The 16,607-nt window shown below is 69.9% G+C and carries 17 protein-coding genes; 9 read left to right on the top strand and 8 right to left on the bottom strand.

The genetic code is table 11. The features are described 5' to 3' along the window. Nucleotides 1–41 precede the first annotated feature (41 nt). A complete protein-coding gene (locus tag AC0KTA_RS03560) occupies nt 42–839 on the top strand; it encodes an SDR family NAD(P)-dependent oxidoreductase (protein WP_481053611.1) in 798 nt (265 codons plus the stop codon). A 175-nt stretch (nt 840–1,014) separates the two neighbouring features. Here the strand turns inward: AC0KTA_RS03560 and AC0KTA_RS03555 are convergent, their stop codons facing one another. Further along, the gene (locus tag AC0KTA_RS03555) at nt 1,015–1,791 is read right to left on the bottom strand and encodes an alpha/beta fold hydrolase (protein WP_481053610.1); all 777 of its coding nucleotides are present in this window, start codon (nt 1,789–1,791) and stop codon (nt 1,015–1,017) included. A 58-nt stretch (nt 1,792–1,849) separates the two neighbouring features. On the opposite strand from AC0KTA_RS03555, the gene AC0KTA_RS03550 reads away from it, so the two are divergent. Together AC0KTA_RS03550 and AC0KTA_RS03545 are read left to right on the top strand one after the other, a co-directional pair. Continuing rightward, on the top strand, nt 1,850–2,323 hold the full coding sequence (locus tag AC0KTA_RS03550) for a MarR family winged helix-turn-helix transcriptional regulator (protein ID WP_481053609.1): 474 nt from the start codon (nt 1,850–1,852) through the stop codon (nt 2,321–2,323). An 89-nt stretch (nt 2,324–2,412) separates the two neighbouring features. After that, nucleotides 2,413–3,033, top strand: coding sequence for a transposase (locus AC0KTA_RS03545; protein WP_481056296.1), 621 nt, complete (start codon nt 2,413–2,415; stop codon nt 3,031–3,033). Nucleotides 3,034–3,368: 335 nt separating this feature from the next. On the opposite strand, the gene AC0KTA_RS03540 is transcribed toward AC0KTA_RS03545, so the two are convergent. From AC0KTA_RS03540 to AC0KTA_RS03530, 3 genes are read right to left on the bottom strand one after another with little or no spacing between them, the layout of a single operon-like run. After that, nucleotides 3,369–4,577: a cytochrome P450 gene (locus tag AC0KTA_RS03540; protein ID WP_481053608.1), complete on the bottom strand. Its 1,209-nt coding sequence runs from the start codon at nt 4,575–4,577 to the stop codon at nt 3,369–3,371. A gap of 18 nt (nt 4,578–4,595) precedes the next feature. Further along, nucleotides 4,596–5,294: a tRNA-dependent cyclodipeptide synthase gene (locus AC0KTA_RS03535; RefSeq protein ID WP_481053607.1), complete on the bottom strand. Its 699-nt coding sequence runs from the start codon at nt 5,292–5,294 to the stop codon at nt 4,596–4,598. Nucleotides 5,295–5,307: 13 nt separating this feature from the next. Continuing rightward, nucleotides 5,308–6,093 (bottom strand): class I SAM-dependent methyltransferase, encoded by a 786-nt coding sequence (locus AC0KTA_RS03530; protein ID WP_481053606.1) that lies wholly within the window; start codon nt 6,091–6,093, stop codon nt 5,308–5,310. A 216-nt stretch (nt 6,094–6,309) separates the two neighbouring features. Here AC0KTA_RS03530 and AC0KTA_RS03525 point away from each other — a divergent pair, with 216 nt between their 5' ends. Together AC0KTA_RS03525 and AC0KTA_RS03520 are read left to right on the top strand one after the other, a co-directional pair. Then, entirely contained in the window at nt 6,310–7,704 is a 1,395-nt protein-coding gene (locus tag AC0KTA_RS03525) for a helix-turn-helix transcriptional regulator (protein WP_481053605.1), read from the top strand. A gap of 269 nt (nt 7,705–7,973) precedes the next feature. After that, nucleotides 7,974–8,171 carry a hypothetical protein gene (locus AC0KTA_RS03520; RefSeq protein WP_481053604.1) on the top strand — a complete coding sequence of 66 codons (198 nt, stop codon included), beginning with the start codon at nt 7,974–7,976 and terminating at the stop codon, nt 8,169–8,171. A gap of 126 nt (nt 8,172–8,297) precedes the next feature. Here AC0KTA_RS03520 and AC0KTA_RS03515 read toward each other — a convergent pair whose 3' ends face one another. Both AC0KTA_RS03515 and AC0KTA_RS03510 read right to left on the bottom strand, forming a co-directional pair. Next, entirely contained in the window at nt 8,298–9,062 is a 765-nt protein-coding gene (locus AC0KTA_RS03515; RefSeq protein WP_481053603.1) for a bestrophin-like domain, read from the bottom strand. A gap of 15 nt (nt 9,063–9,077) precedes the next feature. After that, nucleotides 9,078–9,689, bottom strand: coding sequence for a hypothetical protein (locus tag AC0KTA_RS03510; protein WP_481053602.1), 612 nt, complete (start codon nt 9,687–9,689; stop codon nt 9,078–9,080). A 344-nt stretch (nt 9,690–10,033) separates the two neighbouring features. On the opposite strand from AC0KTA_RS03510, the gene AC0KTA_RS03505 reads away from it, so the two are divergent. The 3 genes from AC0KTA_RS03505 (at nt 10,034) to AC0KTA_RS03495 (ending at nt 14,308) form a co-directional block, all read left to right on the top strand. Next, nucleotides 10,034–11,032, top strand: coding sequence for an SCO0930 family lipoprotein (locus AC0KTA_RS03505; protein ID WP_481053601.1), 999 nt, complete (start codon nt 10,034–10,036; stop codon nt 11,030–11,032). 286 nt (nt 11,033–11,318) lie between these two features. Next, the gene (locus tag AC0KTA_RS03500) at nt 11,319–12,131 is read left to right on the top strand and encodes an SAM-dependent methyltransferase (RefSeq protein WP_481053600.1); all 813 of its coding nucleotides are present in this window, start codon (nt 11,319–11,321) and stop codon (nt 12,129–12,131) included. Further along, nucleotides 12,128–14,308 carry a putative bifunctional diguanylate cyclase/phosphodiesterase gene (locus AC0KTA_RS03495; protein ID WP_481053599.1) on the top strand — a complete coding sequence of 727 codons (2,181 nt, stop codon included), beginning with the start codon at nt 12,128–12,130 and terminating at the stop codon, nt 14,306–14,308. The genes AC0KTA_RS03500 and AC0KTA_RS03495 overlap by 4 nt, the downstream gene beginning before the upstream one ends. 79 nt (nt 14,309–14,387) lie before the next feature. Here AC0KTA_RS03495 and AC0KTA_RS03490 read toward each other — a convergent pair whose 3' ends face one another. Both AC0KTA_RS03490 and AC0KTA_RS03485 read right to left on the bottom strand, forming a co-directional pair. Further along, complete coding sequence (locus tag AC0KTA_RS03490; protein WP_481053598.1) at nt 14,388–14,675, bottom strand: hypothetical protein; 288 nt, start codon at nt 14,673–14,675, stop codon at nt 14,388–14,390. 252 nt (nt 14,676–14,927) lie between these two features. Next, nucleotides 14,928–15,803: a LysR family transcriptional regulator gene (locus AC0KTA_RS03485; RefSeq protein ID WP_164317895.1), complete on the bottom strand. Its 876-nt coding sequence runs from the start codon at nt 15,801–15,803 to the stop codon at nt 14,928–14,930. Between the two features lie 95 nt (nt 15,804–15,898). On the opposite strand from AC0KTA_RS03485, the gene AC0KTA_RS03480 reads away from it, so the two are divergent. Continuing rightward, on the top strand, nt 15,899–16,606 hold the full coding sequence (locus AC0KTA_RS03480) for a succinate dehydrogenase (protein WP_481053597.1): 708 nt from the start codon (nt 15,899–15,901) through the stop codon (nt 16,604–16,606). Nucleotide 16,607: the final 1 nt, after the last annotated feature.

The raw sequence follows: 16,607 nt of genomic DNA, 5'->3' as shown, positions 1-16,607 counted from the left end.
GTTTGACTCTGACGTCAATGTCAAGGTTTAGCTTGACCGGCATGGCAACGAACCACAGCACCCAGCACAGTTCACCCATCGACCCGACGACCCTGGCCGGTAAAAGGGCTGTTGTCACCGGCGGCACCATCGGCATGGGCCGGGCCGTCGTCCGAGCCCTGACCGACCGCGGCGCCGAAGTGATGTACACCGGGCGCAGCGATCAGCGACTCGCCGAGGCCCAGGCGGCGCTCAACACCCCACTGGCCCACCCGGTGCGCTCCGATGCCACTGACGCCATCGCCATCGCCGCCCTCCGCGATCAGGTCGCCGAACGCCTCGGCGGCATCGACTACCTGTTCATCAACCAGGGCATCGCCGAGTTCCAGACGCTCGAAGAAGTCACAGAAGAATCGTGGGACCGCATCTTCAACGTGAACGCCAAGGGCGCCTTCTTCACCGTCCAGCGACTGGCGCCGCTGATGTCTGAGGGTGGTTCGATCGTGTTCACCACCGTCTCCAACGACCAGATCTTCCCCGGTCTCAGTGCCTACTCCGGGGCGAAGGAAGCCGTCGCCGCCTTCACGAAGGTGCTCGCCGCCGAGCTGCTCCCCCGCAAGATCCGCGTCAATGCGATCGCCCCCGGCTTCATCCTCACCCCCACCATGGGCGTCGCCGAACTGACCGACGAGCAGCGCACCGAGTTCATCGAACAGGGCAACGCCTCCACACCGATGGGCCGAGGAGGCACCGTGGAAGAGGTCGCCGCCGCCGCGCTGTACCTGGCCGTCGAGGCGACCTTCACCACCGGTGTGGAACTGCCCGTGGACGGCGGGTTCGGCCAGGGCCTCGGCGAATGACCGCCTCCGCCCGGCCTCCACAACCGCGCCCGCGCCCCGACGCCTCCGGCACTGCCTCCCGTGCGGGCTGTGATCGACTGGGAAAAGAATGGTTCCCCGCTGGCGGCCGGTTGGCGGGGAGTTATCTGGCCGCCAGTGGTGACGATCGGTGATCGCAGGGCTGAGGGTTGTGTGGTCACACGGTACGTAGGAAGTCTTCGAGGGCCCTGTTGAAGGCGTCCGGGCGTTCCATGTTGGGGTAGTGGGCGGTTCCGTCGATCGATGTCGCGCTGCCGTTGGCGACGGTGTTGGTGAGGCGTTCGGCCATGCCGAGGTGGTCGGGTGAGTCGATGGCGCCGTTGATGGCCAGCACGGGCACGTCGATCTTGGCGGCGCGGTTCCAGGTGTCGTGGATGGGGATGCGCAGGTCGGTTTCGTCGGGGGTGTGCTTGGACAGGGTGCTGCGCGTCATCTCGCGCAGGTGGCCGACGACTTCCGGGTCGAGATCGTCGAGGGTGCGGTGCGGGCCCGCGGCGAAGAGGGTGAACGCCTCGACGGCGGCGTCCAGGTCGCCGGCTGCCATCGCCGATTGCCACATGGTCCAGGTGCGAGTGGTCCAGGGGTCGGTGAAGTACGGTTCACCGGTCCCGGCGCCGCTGACGACGACGGCGCTGACCAGTTCCGGATGCTCCAGCGCGGTGTCAACGGCGATGCTTCCGCCCATGGAGACGCCCACCAGGACGGTGGGGCCGGTGCCCAAGTGCCGTAGCAGCGCGGCGAGGTCGTCGGTGTGCCGGAACGGTTCGGTGGCGTTGGCGGACCGGCCGTGACCGCGGGCGTCGGGCGCGATGACGCGGTACCGCCCGGCGAGGGCGGGGATCTGCTCGTCCCACATGCGGTGGTCCAGGAAGCCGCCATGCAGCAGGACGAGGGGTCGGCCAGTGCCGGTGTCGAGCCAGAACAGATCATTCATGACAATCAAGGTGTCATTGTCGGGAGGAGGATGGCAACCAAGGTGTCATCATGGTGGCGTGAATGAGACAGATCGTGGCCTGGCGTCCGAAGAGCTGACCGACCGACTCACCGAGGTGTTCGACCTGGTAGGCCCGCTGTACCGGCGCACCCAGCGCAAGGTGGAACAGGACGTGTCCGTCGAGGGGCTGTTGGTGGGGGTGCGGGCCGTACTCAACCTGCTCCGTGAGCACGGTCCCATGACCGTCCCTCAAATGGGCCGGGCGCAGGCACTCAGCCGCCAGTTCGTCCAGCGCATGGTCAACGACGCGGCCGCACGAGGTCTGGTCGAGCCCGCCCCCAACCCGGCCCACAAAAGGTCATCCCTCATCCAGCTGACCGAACAGGGCAACACCGCCATCACCGCCGTGCTCGCCCGCGAACGCGCAGTGCTGCGCCAAGTCGGCGGCGACCTCACCGACACCGAGGTCGACACCTGCCTCCGAGTCCTCTCCCGCCTCCTCGAACTCATGGGCAACGGCGACGTCGACTGAGCCAGGCCGGATAAGCACGAACGCCAGGTTGGTGCCCACGAGTTGAGGTGTCCGGACTGCTCGGCATACTCCCGCCGTGTGCACAGCAGATGCCTACGACGGTTGGCCGAGCTGCCGGTCGGCGGGCGCCAGGTCGCCGTGAAGTGTCGGTGCGGCGGCTCTTCTGCGACAACGCCGACTGCCCACGTCGAACGTTCGTGGAGCAGGTGGAGGCCCGACCGGCAAATGTGCCCGTGCCGGACCCGGGGATGCAGGTGTGGTGGCGAGCCGTTGCGCCCGCGGTGGGCGGGCGGCCGGGGACGCGGTTGCGCCGTGCCCTGGCGGCGCCGACCGGACGGGCCCGGCTGCTCGGACATCTGCACGCACGTGCGGTGCCGGCTCGCAGCCCACGCGTACTGGGTGTCGACGACTTCGCGTTCCGCCGCTCCCGGGAGTACGGGACCACCGTCTTGGACATCGAGACCTCCGCGATCATCGGCGTGCTGCCGGACTGGACCAGCGAGATCCTGGCGGCCTGGTCCACCGCGCACCTCGGGACGGAGATCGTGTACCGCGACCGCGGCTACAGCCGCGCCGTCCGTGCGGCGACACCCGACGCAATCGAGGTCGCTGATCGCTTCCATGCAGCAAAGGGAGCTGTGCACGCAAGCATGACCAGCACATCCCAAGGACGGACGCCAAGCTCCGGGCCAGCTTGCGTTTGCGCATGAGCCAGCAGTGCCGCGCTCGCCTGCCAGAATGAGCCCCCCGGCCCTCGAAGAAGGGGCATGATCCGGCCCGGTCGGCCGGGGTCGAATGGATGCCTGCGAGTCCTCTCCGCACGACCGCGACTCGGGGAACCACCGTCGGGCGCAGCTGTCCCACACGGCGATCAACTCGGCGCGGGTCCCAAGACTCACTCCGGGCGGGGGTGGCGTCGTGCGCCTTGACAGCCCCAGCCCTCATGGGTGCTCCTGAACGCCGGGTACCGACGCCGCCCGGTGGTCCGCAAGTACCTCACCGCGCTGAGCAACATCCTGCGTCATCGGGGATGCGCGTGCGGCTGTCACCAGGCGACGGGGAGGCTCGCGGGTTTGATGAAGACGAGGTTGTCCTCCCAGGGGATCTCGCGCTCGGGGACGGCGAGAAAGAGGGACGGGAATCGGGTGAAGAGGGCCCGGTGGGCGGTCTGCAGGAAGAGGCGGGCCAGGGGGGCGCCGAGGCAGAAGTGAGGGCCGGCACCGAAGGTGGCCGAGGCGTCGGTGGTGCGGTGGATGTTGAAGCGGGAGGGATTGGGGTAGTGCGCGGGGTCGTGGGTGGCTCCGAGCATCGGGCAGCACACACCCTCGCCTTTGCGGATGGTGACGTCGTGCAGCGTGACGTCTGTGGTTGCGACCCTGGGCATTCCGAGTACGCCGTTGTGGTGGTAGCGCAGGATCTCTTCCACGGCTTTGGGCCACAGGTCCGGGGCCGTGATGCAGTCCCGGAGTTGTCGGGGATGGATGAGGAGGGTGACGATGCCGGTGCCGAGCGAGGCGGTGAGTGGTTCGGATCCGGTGACGAACAGGTAGGAGGTGGTGCCGATCAGTTCGTCTTCGCTGATGAGGTCGTCGGAGCGGGCTCGGATCAGTGCCCCGATGGGTTCGTCGGGGTCCGGGTCCCGTCGTTTCGTCTCGATGACTTCCCTGGTGAAGTCGGTGATGGCCGCGGTGGCCGCTGCGACTGCCTCCGCGGAAGCGGCGAGGTGGGTCTGGGTGCGGAAACAGCTGTGGTAGAGGCTGTGCAACTCGGGTGGTACGGCGAGGATTTCACGGGCCACGTGCAGGGGGAGCGCGTCGGCGTAGGCGGGCATGAGGTCGGCCGGGTTCGGGCCGTGGGCCATGTCGTCGAGTAGCCGGGCCGCGTGTTGTTCGATCATCGGCCGGTGGCGTTCGACGGCGCTGCGGGTGTAGAAGCGGCTGATCACCTGGCGGACCCGGGTGTGGTCGGGTGGGTCGAGGTTGAATATCCCGCCCGGGACGGAGGTGAAGTCGTCGCCGACGAACCGGGGTGCACCGGGGTAGGTGAGGTTGCGGGAGAAGTCCGGATCGGTGAGGACGCGCGTGATGTCGTCCTTGCGGGTGACCATCCATACGCGGTCGCCGCTGGGCAGCGCGACCGGGCACACCGGTTGCTTCTTGCGGGCCCAGTCCAGGACCGGTGGGGGCGTGCCGAGGTCACCCGGCGGGAAGGGGTAGCGCAACGGCAGGCCGGGGTCGTCGGTCGGGTGCGTCATGGCGGGCTCCGTTCGCTGTCATGACCGGCGGGCGGGTGAGGGAGCGGGCTGGGGTGCCTTCACCACGGCGTATCCCTGTCCGGGGGCGGGGCGGAGCCAGGTGCTCCTGCCGGTGATGAAGGGGGCGAGGAGATCCATGTCCCGGTGGTAGACGAACAGGGAGGATTCCGTTCCGAAGATCGCCGGCGCGTCGAGGACGAGGGGCAGTTCGGCGATGGCGTAGCTGACGGCCTGGTCGATCTGTTGCTCGGTCGGCTCGTGCCCGGCGGCGTGCAGCACGGCCCCGCGGGCGGTGAGGCGGCATGCACGGCGCACCGCTTCATCGGTCCGGTAGGCATGACGAACGCGCTTCAACGTGTGCTGGTAGGCGGGGCGGTTGACCAGTTGTGTCCAGCTGTGGAAGCGGAGCTCCGGGTCGGTGATACCGGTGCGGCGCAGGGCGCGCTGGGCCGGGTTGCGCAGCTGGCTGACGGCGCGCCGGGTGCGGTGGACCGCTTCGCGTGGTGGGAGGCCGGCCGCGGTCAGGGTGTGGGCGGCCTCGTATCCGGGGACGAAGACGTCCACGGCCGCGAAGTTCGCGCAGGCCCATTCCACCAGCGCCTCGACGGTCCGGGGTTTGTAGTAGCCGTTCCAGGGGCTGAGCCCGATCAGAACGTGCTCGGCGCGGTTGAGGATGTTCCGGCTGTCGTCGGTGCACGGCCGTATGAGGAACTCCACGTCAGCGGTCCTTTCAGTGGGTACCGCTGCCGGGGGTGTCGTCCGGACCCGCGGTGGCGTCGATGATCAGCGCGTGCGGGTGGGAGAGGTAATTCGTCCAGTGGTCATCCCCGAACCACCTGCGGCCCGCCTCTGAGACTTCGGGCCGGATCCAGTTGACTGTGGTGAACCCGGCGGTCCGCAAGGCCCGTTCATGGGCACCGGCCGACCACCGGCGGGCGTCGACATCGATGACGTTTTCGCCGACCCGCGCTGTCAGGTGGACCGTGGCTCCTTCAGCGCCTGGCCGGTCCGTGGTGAGCGTCATGCCGTAGCTGCGGTACCAGTCGGGGTGGGCAGCGAAGTCGGGGTTGAGGGTCATCGCGATGAACCGCCCACCCCCTGGGGACAGCGCCTGACGGGCCGTCGCGCACATCCCGGCGAGATCATTCTCCGATGTCGCATAGGGGAGTACATAGACGGATGTCACCAGGTCGAAGGCGTCGGCGAGACCGTCGTCGTCGAGGGAGCGTGTGGCGTCGTGGTGCACGTACGTGATGCCCAGTCGCTCCTGTTCCTCCTTGCGGCGGGCGTATTCGATCATGGATTTCGACGTATCCATGCCTACCACCCGCTTGGCGCCCACGGCACGGAAGCGCCGCGCATAAAGGCCCGTACCGCAGCCGAGGTCGAGCACGGCGAGTCCCACCAGGCTGCCCATGGCCTTCGACAGGCTGTACGCCTCGACATGCTCGCGGAACGGCAAGCGGTCCATGCTCTGCTCGTACGCGGCAACGGTGGAATCGAACTGACTGTCCAAGACGCTCTCCCTGGTCATTCGCCGGATGGAGCGATGCGCCACAGGCCCCTCCGCAGAACCGGAGGGAACGGGCTCGCAGGACTCAGGAAAACGTGATCCGTGCCGCGTCTCAATGAACTCGGATGTGACTAAGGGGTGCCTTGCCCGGCTCTACTGGTGCGGCCCGGAAAAGCTCTCTACGATTCGGCGACCGTTCAATTACCCATGGGTAAGGGCATGTACCAGAGACCAGGCACATCCGATATTGCACGGCACCCGTTGAAGGCGGCACGGGAATCGCTCGGCCTCTCCCAGACCGACTACGCACGCCTGATCGCCAAAGCCCACAACGAACTCGGCTTCGGGCCCAAGATGGTCAGGACCCACTACACGGTCCTGCACTGGGAGTCCGGGCGCAATGAACCCGAGCCCAACACGCAACTTGCCATCGCACACATCCACGGTGTGGGCCCGGAGGACGTGCTGCGCCTCGGCTGGCCCCGCTGGCTGTACCTGGCCACCGACGACGCCACGCTGCTGAACCAGTCGTGGACCTCCCAGGCCGCCATCGATGCCCTGTACAGCACCGCGCGGCTCGCCGATACGCGGCCCCGCTCCTACCTCGCCGTCACCGGCCCCGCGCTCGACGCCCAGATCAGGGCGACACTTGCCGCCCTGGCCGACCCGCAGCCGCCACCCACCCGCGACGGACGCCCCGTCACCCCCGACACGCTGGCCCGTATCGAAGCCCGTGTCGCAGCACTCGAACTGCAGGAGACAGCGACATCGGCCACCCCGATGGCCCTGTACTTCGCCGCCCGCGCAGAACACCGGCTGCTCACCACACTCCTGACCAGCAGCGGCTACGAACGCAAAGCCGGGGCCCGGCTGCTCCTCCTCGCCGCCCGCACCGCCGCGCTGTGCGAATGGCTCAGTGGCTGCCTGGGCGAGGACACCAGGGCGGAACGGTATGCCCTGGCGGCCATCCGCGCCGCCACCGCCGCGGGCTCACGGCCCCGGGTGGCTTCCGGCATGATCGACCTGGCGGCCCGCCATTTCGTAGCCGGCGATCCCAGGGACATGCTGTCCCTGGTCCATGCCATACGGGCGATCGTCCGGCACCCCCCGGCCGGCCTCGCGGTCACCCTGCACACCAGGGAGGCCCAAGCCCACGCCCGCCTCGGAGACAGCACCGCCAGCACCCGGGCTCTGGATCGAGCCACCAGCGCACTCGCCGCCGATGCGACCGACGTGGGCCCTGCGACCGACCTGCTGTGCGTCAACGTCGACGAGGAGTGGCTGGCCGTGTCCTCTGGATCCGCCTGGCTTCATCTGGGCCGGCCCAAGAAGGCACTGCCGCACTTCACCACGCTGCTCGACGACGGCCCCTCTTCGCGCATGCCCGACTCTCCCTCCCCATACGCCGCCAGACGCCTCCTGTATGTGGTCGACGCACAGCTGGCCCTCGGCGAACTCGGCGCCGCCACCCACAGCGCCCACCGCGCCGCCGCCCTCGTCGGCAGCCTGCCGCCCGGCCTCGCCCACCAGTTCCGGCAACGATTCGCCCCCCACACCACCGAACCCACCGTACGAGACCTCATCAACACCCTGACCGAACATCCCACACACTGATCCCGTCATGAGGAAGTCCACTCCGTGACCACTCCCACCCGTCGACACCACTTCAGAACGAAGGCGGCAGGCGCTGTGTGAACAGGTCGTGGCCCAGCTGCCGACCGAGGAGGAGCCGCTGGCCCAGCCGATCTGCCCGCCGACTACCAGCAGCTGTATGCCGCAGTCCGGGACGCGGGCCAGCCGGTGCGCTGCACGCAGCTGTGCGAGCAGCTCGGCCTGTCGATCGTGCCGAAGGAGGACGGGCCACCGGCGGCAGTTGGCGGTCCGTGAAGAACAACACCAGCTCCTCCGGGGGCCACGCCGAAGCTGACCACCGGGTCCGCCTGCCGCTGTCGAGGGCGACCGTCCAGCTGGTCACCGACCTGATCCACGCCCACCGCAAAGCCGTCGGCTCACGCTGGCGCACACTCCCCTCCGGACAGATCGCGGTGATGTCCGCGGTCCGTGCCCGCCGTCGTTCGTGAAGGTTCGCAAATGACTGGGAGACGAGTGGGAGACGATCAGGGGGGAGTAGGGGCCGGGCATGGAGGGTTCTGGGGAGAAATCTTCAGGGATGTGCCCGGCCCGTCGTCCTCCCGACCCGCTCCCGCTCAGTCGCCCGTCCCCGGGAACATCTCCTGGAACGGTTCCGCCGTGGCCGTGATGCCGCGGCTGTAGGGGGCGTCGAAGTCCCAGATGAGGAAGAGGAGGAAGGCGATCAGGGCGGAGAAGAGGCCGGCGAGGATGAGTTCGCGGGTGGTGCGGCGGATCTGGAGGGCGAAGATGAGGCCGACGGTGACCAGGCCGCCGGTGATGAGGCCGAACCAGACGACGCCGGGCATGGTGGCGCCCGCGCTGTCGGCGCGGTTGCCGCGGGCGTCGTCGGCGAGGGCGACCTGGTCGATGAGGGGCTGGTAGGCCTGGGCCTGGAAGTCGGTCTTCGGCTTGAAGTCCGTGACGTCGTTGCGCAGTTGGGTGAGCAGGTCGTCGCCGCGGTCGGTCATCTCGCCGCTGTCGGTCATGGTGTCCCACTCCGTGGTCACGACATGGCCGACATACGCCCGTACGTCGTCCCGGATCCGCTCGCGCTCCTTCGCCGGGTACACGCGCACCCGCTCGTGCACCTCGTGCAGCGCCTGGGCCTCGGCCCGCACATGATCCTGGGCGGCGCTGCGGGCCTCCCAGACGCCGGCGATGGCCAGGCCGAGGACGATGGCGTACACCACGCCGATCATCATCGTCATGTACTCCATCACGTCGGGCGTTTCCGAAGTGTCGTAGTCCGTGGAGGTTCGTCGGTGCCGGAGCACCACGATGACGAGGACGACGGCGCACGCGGCGGCCATCGCGAGGGTGAGAACAAGCCATTCCGACAAGGGGTCCTCCGGCGGTCAGCGCGGTCGCAGGGCGGCGACGGCGAACACCGCGGGCGCGGTGACGAGCAGGGTGAGCGAGACCAGGGACGGCCCGCCGCGGGGCGGCTGCTTGCGCGGCGGGGAGTGGTACGCGGGGTAGACGACGGGCTCGGGTGACGGGGTGGGGCGACGGGTGCTGGGGGTGGGGGTGGGTGTGGGGTCGGCAGGGGGTGCGAGCTGGGGTTTCGGGGGTGGTGGGGGAGTGCGGGACGGTGGGGGCGGAGGGGGTTCGGGGGCCGCTCGGGGCGGCGGAGGTGAGGGTTTGGGGGAGGGAGGCGGCGGGGGTGGAGGCGTGGGTTTTGGGGGCGGTACGAGGGTGGGCTTGGGCAGACTCGGGACGGGCGTCGGCTTCGGCTTGGGGGGAATCGGCGTCGGCGTCGGCTTCGGCGGGGGCGTGGGACTCGGCGTGCACTGCGCACCGTCGCCGGCGACGGCCGTCGCGCCCCCGCCCTGACCGGTCGACGCGTACGCACAGGCATCGGCGGGCACCGCCGCGGCGCCCGCCGGCGCGCCGAGGAGCCAGGCCAGCGTGAGCAGCGCCAGGGCGCGCGTGACGGGGGCCGTGAGGCCCCTGGAGGATCCGGGCACGACGGAGATCATGGACCGTGCGCCGTCCGCGAGGGCGTGAGCCGTCGCCCAATCGTCCGAAGGTGGGAGCGGCCGTACGCGGGTTCGCGCGCCCCCTGCGCACCGGCTCCCCGCCGCAACCCTTCCGCGCCCGCGCACGGCCCACCCGAAAGAATTTCGGGATCGCGTTGAACGCTCCGGCCGGTCCCGCCCGTACCTAGGGCCATGCGTGACGCAGCAGGCGTCACCGTGACGCGACTGCGTCACAACAGCCAAGCACACAGCGGGAGTTACCAATGCAGCATGTATCAGGGGGTTCCCCCCGGGCCCGGCGGAGTGCCTCCCTCGTAGCGACTGCTGCGGCCATGCTGGCGCTGACGACGGCGTGCGGCCAGGAAAAGGGAGACCAGTCCCCGGACGGCCAGAACGTGGGCAACCAGGCCCCGGTCAAGGACGGGGCGGACGCGGGCGACGGCTATGGCTCGGGCAACGGCTACGGCTCGGACACCGGGAGCGCCGCGGACAGCGCGGGCAAGGCGAAGGCCGCCGGGCAACTGGCCGTGTGGGACAGCAAGAAACTCGGCAAGGTCGTCACCGACAGCGCGGGCTTCACGCTCTACCGCTTCGACAAGGACACCGCCCAGCCGCCCAAGTCCAACTGCGACGGGGCCTGCGAGACGGCCTGGCCCGTGGTGGCCGCCAAGGGCGCCGAGGCCCCGCCCGGCGTCGACAAGTCGCTGCTCGGCGAGGTCGCCCGGTCCGACGGCACCAAGCAGCTCACGATCGACGGCTGGCCGATGTACCGGTACGCCAAGGACGCCAAGCCGGGCGACGCCAAGGGCCAGGGCGTGGGCGGCACGTGGTACGCCGCGGCGCCCGACGGCAAGAAGGCGGCACCCGGCGGCGCGGGCGCCGGTGCGGACTCCGGCGCCGACTCGGGCGCCGACTCCGGCTACGGCGACGACGCGGAGGCCGGCGGCGACGCCGCCCAGCCAGCCGACCTGGCCGGGCTCTCCACCCGCAACGACCCCAAGCTGGGCGAGATCGTCGTCGACAAGAACGGCATGACCGTCTACCGCTTCACGAAGGACTCCGCCTGGCCGATGAAGTCCGCGTGCACCGGCGCCTGCCTGGAGAAATGGCCGGTCGTGAAGCCGGTGGAGAAGAACGACACCAAGGGCATCCTGAAGAAGGGCTTCGTCACCTTCGACCGGCCCGACGGCATCAAGCAGCAGACGATCGACTGCTGGCCGCTGTACACCTTCGCGGGCGACAAGAAGCCGGGCGACACCAACGGGCAGGGCGTCGGTGGCACCTGGTACGCCGCGGCCCCCAACGGCAAGCCGGTGGGCGCCACGAAGTAGCCCCCCAGCGGCCGCCGCGGCCCGGCGGTCCGCCGAATCCGCCGGGCCACCACAGCCTCCCCCGCGAGGGCCACGACAGCCTCCCCCCCCACACCGACCGGTCCGTTCCTTCCGTACCAAAGGGAAGGAATGGGCCGGTTCTTTGGGCTGTCCACGGCACTTGCCAAAGGCAGTGACCGAGAACGGACGGCCAATTTCCGGTTTGACTCGCTCCGTTGGCCGGCGATCAGTAGCCTCACCTTCGAACACCGGCTCGCCTTGACTCCCCCTAAGCCTTGGAGTGTTGATGGAGCGTCCCGACTGGGCCCCGCCGGGCATCGACATCACGATGCCGAGCGTGGCCCGGATGTACGACCACTTCCTGGGCGGCTCGCACAACTTCGAGGCGGACCGGGAGGCCGCCCGCAAGGCGATGGAGTTCATGCCGGGGTTACCCAAGATCATGCAGGCGAATCGTGCCTTCATGCGCCGAGCTGTACGTTTCTCCGTCGACGAGGGCGTCACACAGTTCCTCGACATCGGCTCCGGTATCCCCGCGTTCGGCAACGTCCACGAGATCGCACAGGAGGCCGACGAGACCGCTCGGATCGTGTACGTCGACCACGATCCGGTCGCCGTTGCGCACAGTTGTGCGGTTCTCGAAGACAATGACCAGGCCGCGGCGGCCTACGCGGATCTGCGCAAACCCCGCGACATCCTGGGCAGTTCCGAGGTGAAGGCCCTTCTGGATCTCGACCGGCCGGTGGCGCTTTTGCTGGTGGCCATACTCCACTTCGTCGAGGACGCGTACGATCCGTACGCGGCGGTCGCCGAGCTGCGGGACGCGTTGGCGCCCGGCAGCCTGATCGCCGTGACGCACGCCTCGTACGAAGGGATACCGGTTCCGCGGGAACAGGCGGACGGCACCGTCGCCGTCTACAAGGACATCCGCAATCCATTGATCATGCGATCGCGTGCTGAGATCGCGCGGTTCTTCGAGGGATACGACATGGTGGAACCCGGCCTCGTGCCGATGCCGCACTGGCGGGCCGACACGGAGCTCGCGGAGGAGGACCCGTGGTCCTTCTCCGGGTTCGCCGGCGTGGGACGCAAGCGTTGAGCGCGGAGCCGGACGGGCCGGAGGACAGACTGCGCAGGTTCGCCACCATCTGGAGCCGCGCGCTGTTCCCGGTGACCGCGACCTCGCTCACCCGCCCCGAGTTCGAGCACCAACTGCTGCCGCTCGCCGGGCAGTTGCGGCAGGCCCTCGCGGGGCGGGCGTTCCGTGCCGCCGACGGCGAGGCCGTGGGCGCCGCGCTGGTGGCGACGCACTGCACCGAGCCGGAGGCGCTCAGCCGCACGCTCGACGTGGTCGACGCCTACCTCGTGCTGTACTGCGGCGAAGACGCCGCGGAGGCCGAGGCGGGCCGGGCGGGCGGTGCCGGTGAGCGCGAGGAGCTGCGGGCGCGCTGCTCCCGGATCCAGCACGCCGTCGCCGCCGGGTTCGCCCGGGCACTGCGCGAGCGGACCCTCGCCGAGCAGGAGGCCATATCCCGGGCGGCCCTCGACGCGCGCGGCACCGTCGCCGAAGCGCTGCACGCCAGCGAGGCGCGGTTCCGCGCGGTGTTCCACGGCGCCGCCATCGGCATCGGCATCGCCGACCTCGAGGGCACGGTCCTGGAGGCCAACGACGCGCTGGTCCGCATGTTCGGCGGCCTGGAGCACCAGCTGCGCGGCAGCAACGTGGCCGAGTGGACGCACCCCGACGACTCGCCGCACATCTGGAGGCTGTACGAGGAGCTCGTACGCGGCGACCGCGAGCACTACCGCGTCGAGAAGGCCTTCTACCGCCCCGACGGCACCGTCCTGTGGACCAATCTGACGGTGTCCCTGCTGCGCGACGCCGACGGAGTCCCGCAGTACCAGCTCGCGTTGATGGAGGACACCACCGAGCGCCGGCTCCTGAACCTGCGCCTGCGCTACGAGGCCACGCACGACGCGCTGACCGGCCTGCCCAACCGGACGCTGTTCTTCGAGCGCCTGGAGAAGGCCCTGTCGGCGGGCGCGGGCGCCCGGTTCGGCCTCTGCTATCTGGACCTCGACGGCTTCAAGACCGTCAACGACAGCCTCGGGCACGCGGCGGGCGACCGCCTCCTCGTCGAGGTCGCCGACCGCCTCCAGGCCTGCGCGACGGCGCCCGGCGAAATGGTGGCGCGGCTCGGCGGCGACGAGTTCGTGGCGCTGACGACCGGCCCGGACACCGAGCGCGAGGTCGACGAGCTGGCCGGGCGCATCATGAACGCCCTCGCCGCCCCGATCCGCGTCGAGGGGCGCGAGCTGACCGTGCGCGGCTCCATCGGCATCGTCGAGGGCCCCGCGGCCGAGCGCGGCGCGGCGGAGGTGCTGCGCAGCGCCGACATCACGATGTACCGGGCGAAGCACGCGGGCGGCAACCGCTACGAGCTGGCCGACCCGGAGGCCGACGCCCGCGCGATCACGCGCCACGGCCTGACCACGGCGCTCCCGGTGGCCCTGGAGCGCGGCGAGTTCTTCATCGAGTACCAGCCGCTCGTGCACCTCGGCGACGGCAGCGTGCGCGGCGCGGAGGCTCTGGTGCGCTGGCTGCACCCGCAGCACGGCGTGATCAGCCCGGACCGCTTCATTCCGCTCGCCGAGCACACGGGTCTCATCGTGCCGCTCGGGCGCTGGGTCCTGGAGGAGTCGGTCCGTCAGGCCCGCACCTGGGAGGCGGTGTCCGGGGCGGACGAGGCCACGGGACCGCTGCGCGTCAACGTGAACCTGTCGCCGTGTCAGCTCACCCACCCCGGCCTGGTCTCCGACACGGTCGAGATCCTGGAGCGGGCGGGCCTCGCGCCGGGCGCGCTGTGCCTGGAGGTCACCGAGTCGGCCCTGATCGGCGCCGACGACGATCTGCTCAAGCCGCTGCGCAGGCTCGCCGAGATGGGCGTGGACATCGCGCTCGACGACTTCGGCACGGGCTACTCCAACCTCGCCAACCTGCGCCGCCTGCCCGTCAGCATCCTCAAGCTCGACCGCGCCTTCACCCAGGGCATGCAGCACTTCCCGGCCGACCCGGTCGACCTGAAGATCGTCGAGGGCATCGTCTCCCTGGCCCACAGCCTGGACCTCGCGGTCACGGTCGAGGGCGTGGAGACCGGCGCCCAGGCCGACCAACTGCGCGAACTGGGCTGCGACACGGCCCAGGGCTGGTACTACGCACGCCCGGGCCCGCCGGACCGCCTGCACGAACTGGCCCTGGCGGACGCGACGGGCTGAGACGCCCCTGCGCGGCCGGCCGGTTCCCGGACTGCGGGGTCGGCCGGGCGCCCGGCCGACCCCACCGGCGTTCTCAGGCCTATCCGGGCTCTTCTACGCGGGTGCAGTCATGGGTCCACACCCAGGGCGGTTCGACCCGTCCGTACCCACAGATGTAACCGGCCTCGCCATCGGCGATGTAGAAGGGAACGGTGATCTCGCCCTCGGCGGGGGCGCCGTTGGCGGGCGTGCAGTTGTGGCCGTCGGCGTCCAGGGTGTCGCCGTAGTCCTCTTCGTAGATCACCTGGCAGGTGTAGCGGGGCAGTTGGGGCGGCGGCTCGGCCTGGGCCGCCGCGGGGACGAGCGCGACGCCGAAGGCGAAGGCCACGGCCAGCGCCGTACTGATTCATCTCACGATGGGGTTCCTCTCCGCAGGTGTGCAGTGCAGTTGTGCAGTGCAGTTGTGCAGCGCGTTGCGGCCGCCGCTGAACCGCACGGACGGCCGGACTGCGGACGATCTCCCCGCCGCATCACCGACGTAGGCAGAAAGTAGCTCTAATGAGTGCATTCGGTGCATGAGCGGCTCAGCGGCCCGCTCGGAAGTGCGCCGCATGAGCCGGTGACGGGCCTTCAGGTGCGCTCACCGTGCCAGCAGCATCCCCTGCAACTCCCGCGCCGCCCGCGGTGGTGCGACGTCGCTGCGGTGGGCCAGGGCGATGGTGCGGCGCAGCCGGGGCCGGGACAGGGGCGTCATGCGGAGGCCGCTGCCGGCGCGTTCGGCGACCATGCGGGGGACGACGGCGACGCCGAGGCCCGCGCGGACGAAGCCGAGGACGGCGTCCATCTCGCCGCCCTCGACGGCGAATTCGGGCTCGAAGCCCTCCGCGCGGCAGGCGGCGACCGTGAGCTCGCGCAGGTCGTAGCCGTGCCGGAACATCACAAGGCGCTCGCCCTGGAGGTCGGCGACGCGCGCGGATGCGCCGAGGCCGGGGGCGTCCGGTGACGACACGACGACCAGGTCCTCGCGCAGCAGCTCCACCGTCGTCAGGGCGGGCGACGGCGTCGGCAGCGGCAGCACGACCAGGGCCAGGTCCAGGGCTCCGCGCGCGAGTTGGCGTACGAGGTCGTGGCTGCCGCCCTCCTCGATCAGGAGCTGGATACCGGGGTGCCGGTCGTGGAAGTCGCGCAGGACCTGCGGCAGCAGACCCGTGCAGACGCTCGGCGTGGCCCCGAGCCGCACCCGGCCCCGGCGGAGCTGCGCCAGCTCCTGCACCTCGATGCGCGCGGTGTCGGCGTCGGCGAGGATGCGGCGGGCCAGCGGAAGCAGCGCCTCGCCCGCGTCCGTGAGCGCGATGTTCCCCCGCGCCCTGCTGAACAGCTCGGCGCCGAGCTCCTTCTCCAGGGCCCGCACCTGCTGCGACAGCGACGGCTGCGAGACGTGCACCTGCTCGGCGGCCCGCGTGAAGTGCCGGGTCTCGGCGACCGCCACGAAGTAGAGAAGCTGCTGGAACTGCATGCGCACCACGATACGATATCGATAGGCCAAGCCTATGGAGATGAGCAGGAGCATCTCTTGGACTGATCGGGACCTTCGGCCGTAGCGTTCGTGACATGGCTCTGGCAACGCGGACCGACCGACGGCCGTCCCTCCCGCGCACCGTGTGGGACTCCACCGTCGGCAAGAAGACCGTGATGGCGGTGAGCGGCCTGATCATGCTGCTCTACCTGGTCGCCCACATGATCGGAAACCTGAAGATCTTCTTCGGTCCGGGCGACTTCAACCACTACGCGCACTGGCTGCGCACCCTCGGCGAGCCCGTCATGCGCTGGGAGTGGACGCTGTGGGTCGTCCGCGTCGGACTCGTCGCCGCCGTCGTCGCGCACGCCGTGTCCGCGTACCAGCTCAGCCGCCGCGACATCAAGGCGCGCCCCAGCAAGTACGTGCACAAGAAGCCGCGCTCCAGCTACGCGACCCGCACCATGCGCTGGGGCGGGATCATCCTCGGCCTGTTCATCGTCTGGCACATCCTGGACCTGACGACGGGCACCGTGCACCCCGGCGGCTACGAGCACCTGCACCCGTACCAGAACGTCATCGACACCTTCTCCACCTGGTACGGCAACGTCATCTACATCACGGCCGTGGTCGCCCTCGGCTTCCACGTCCGGCACGGCTTCTGGAGTGCCGCCCAGACCCTCGGCGTGGGCAACGCGACCCGCGACCGCGTCCTGAAGACCTGCGCCAACGGCCTCGCGCTGCTGCTGACCGCGGGCTTCGTCTCCGTACCCGTCGGTGTCATGACCGGAGTGGTGAGCTGAC

Source organism: Streptomyces sp. Y309 (genome assembly GCF_056712025.1).
This window is presented reverse-complemented; position numbering and strand designations above follow the sequence as displayed.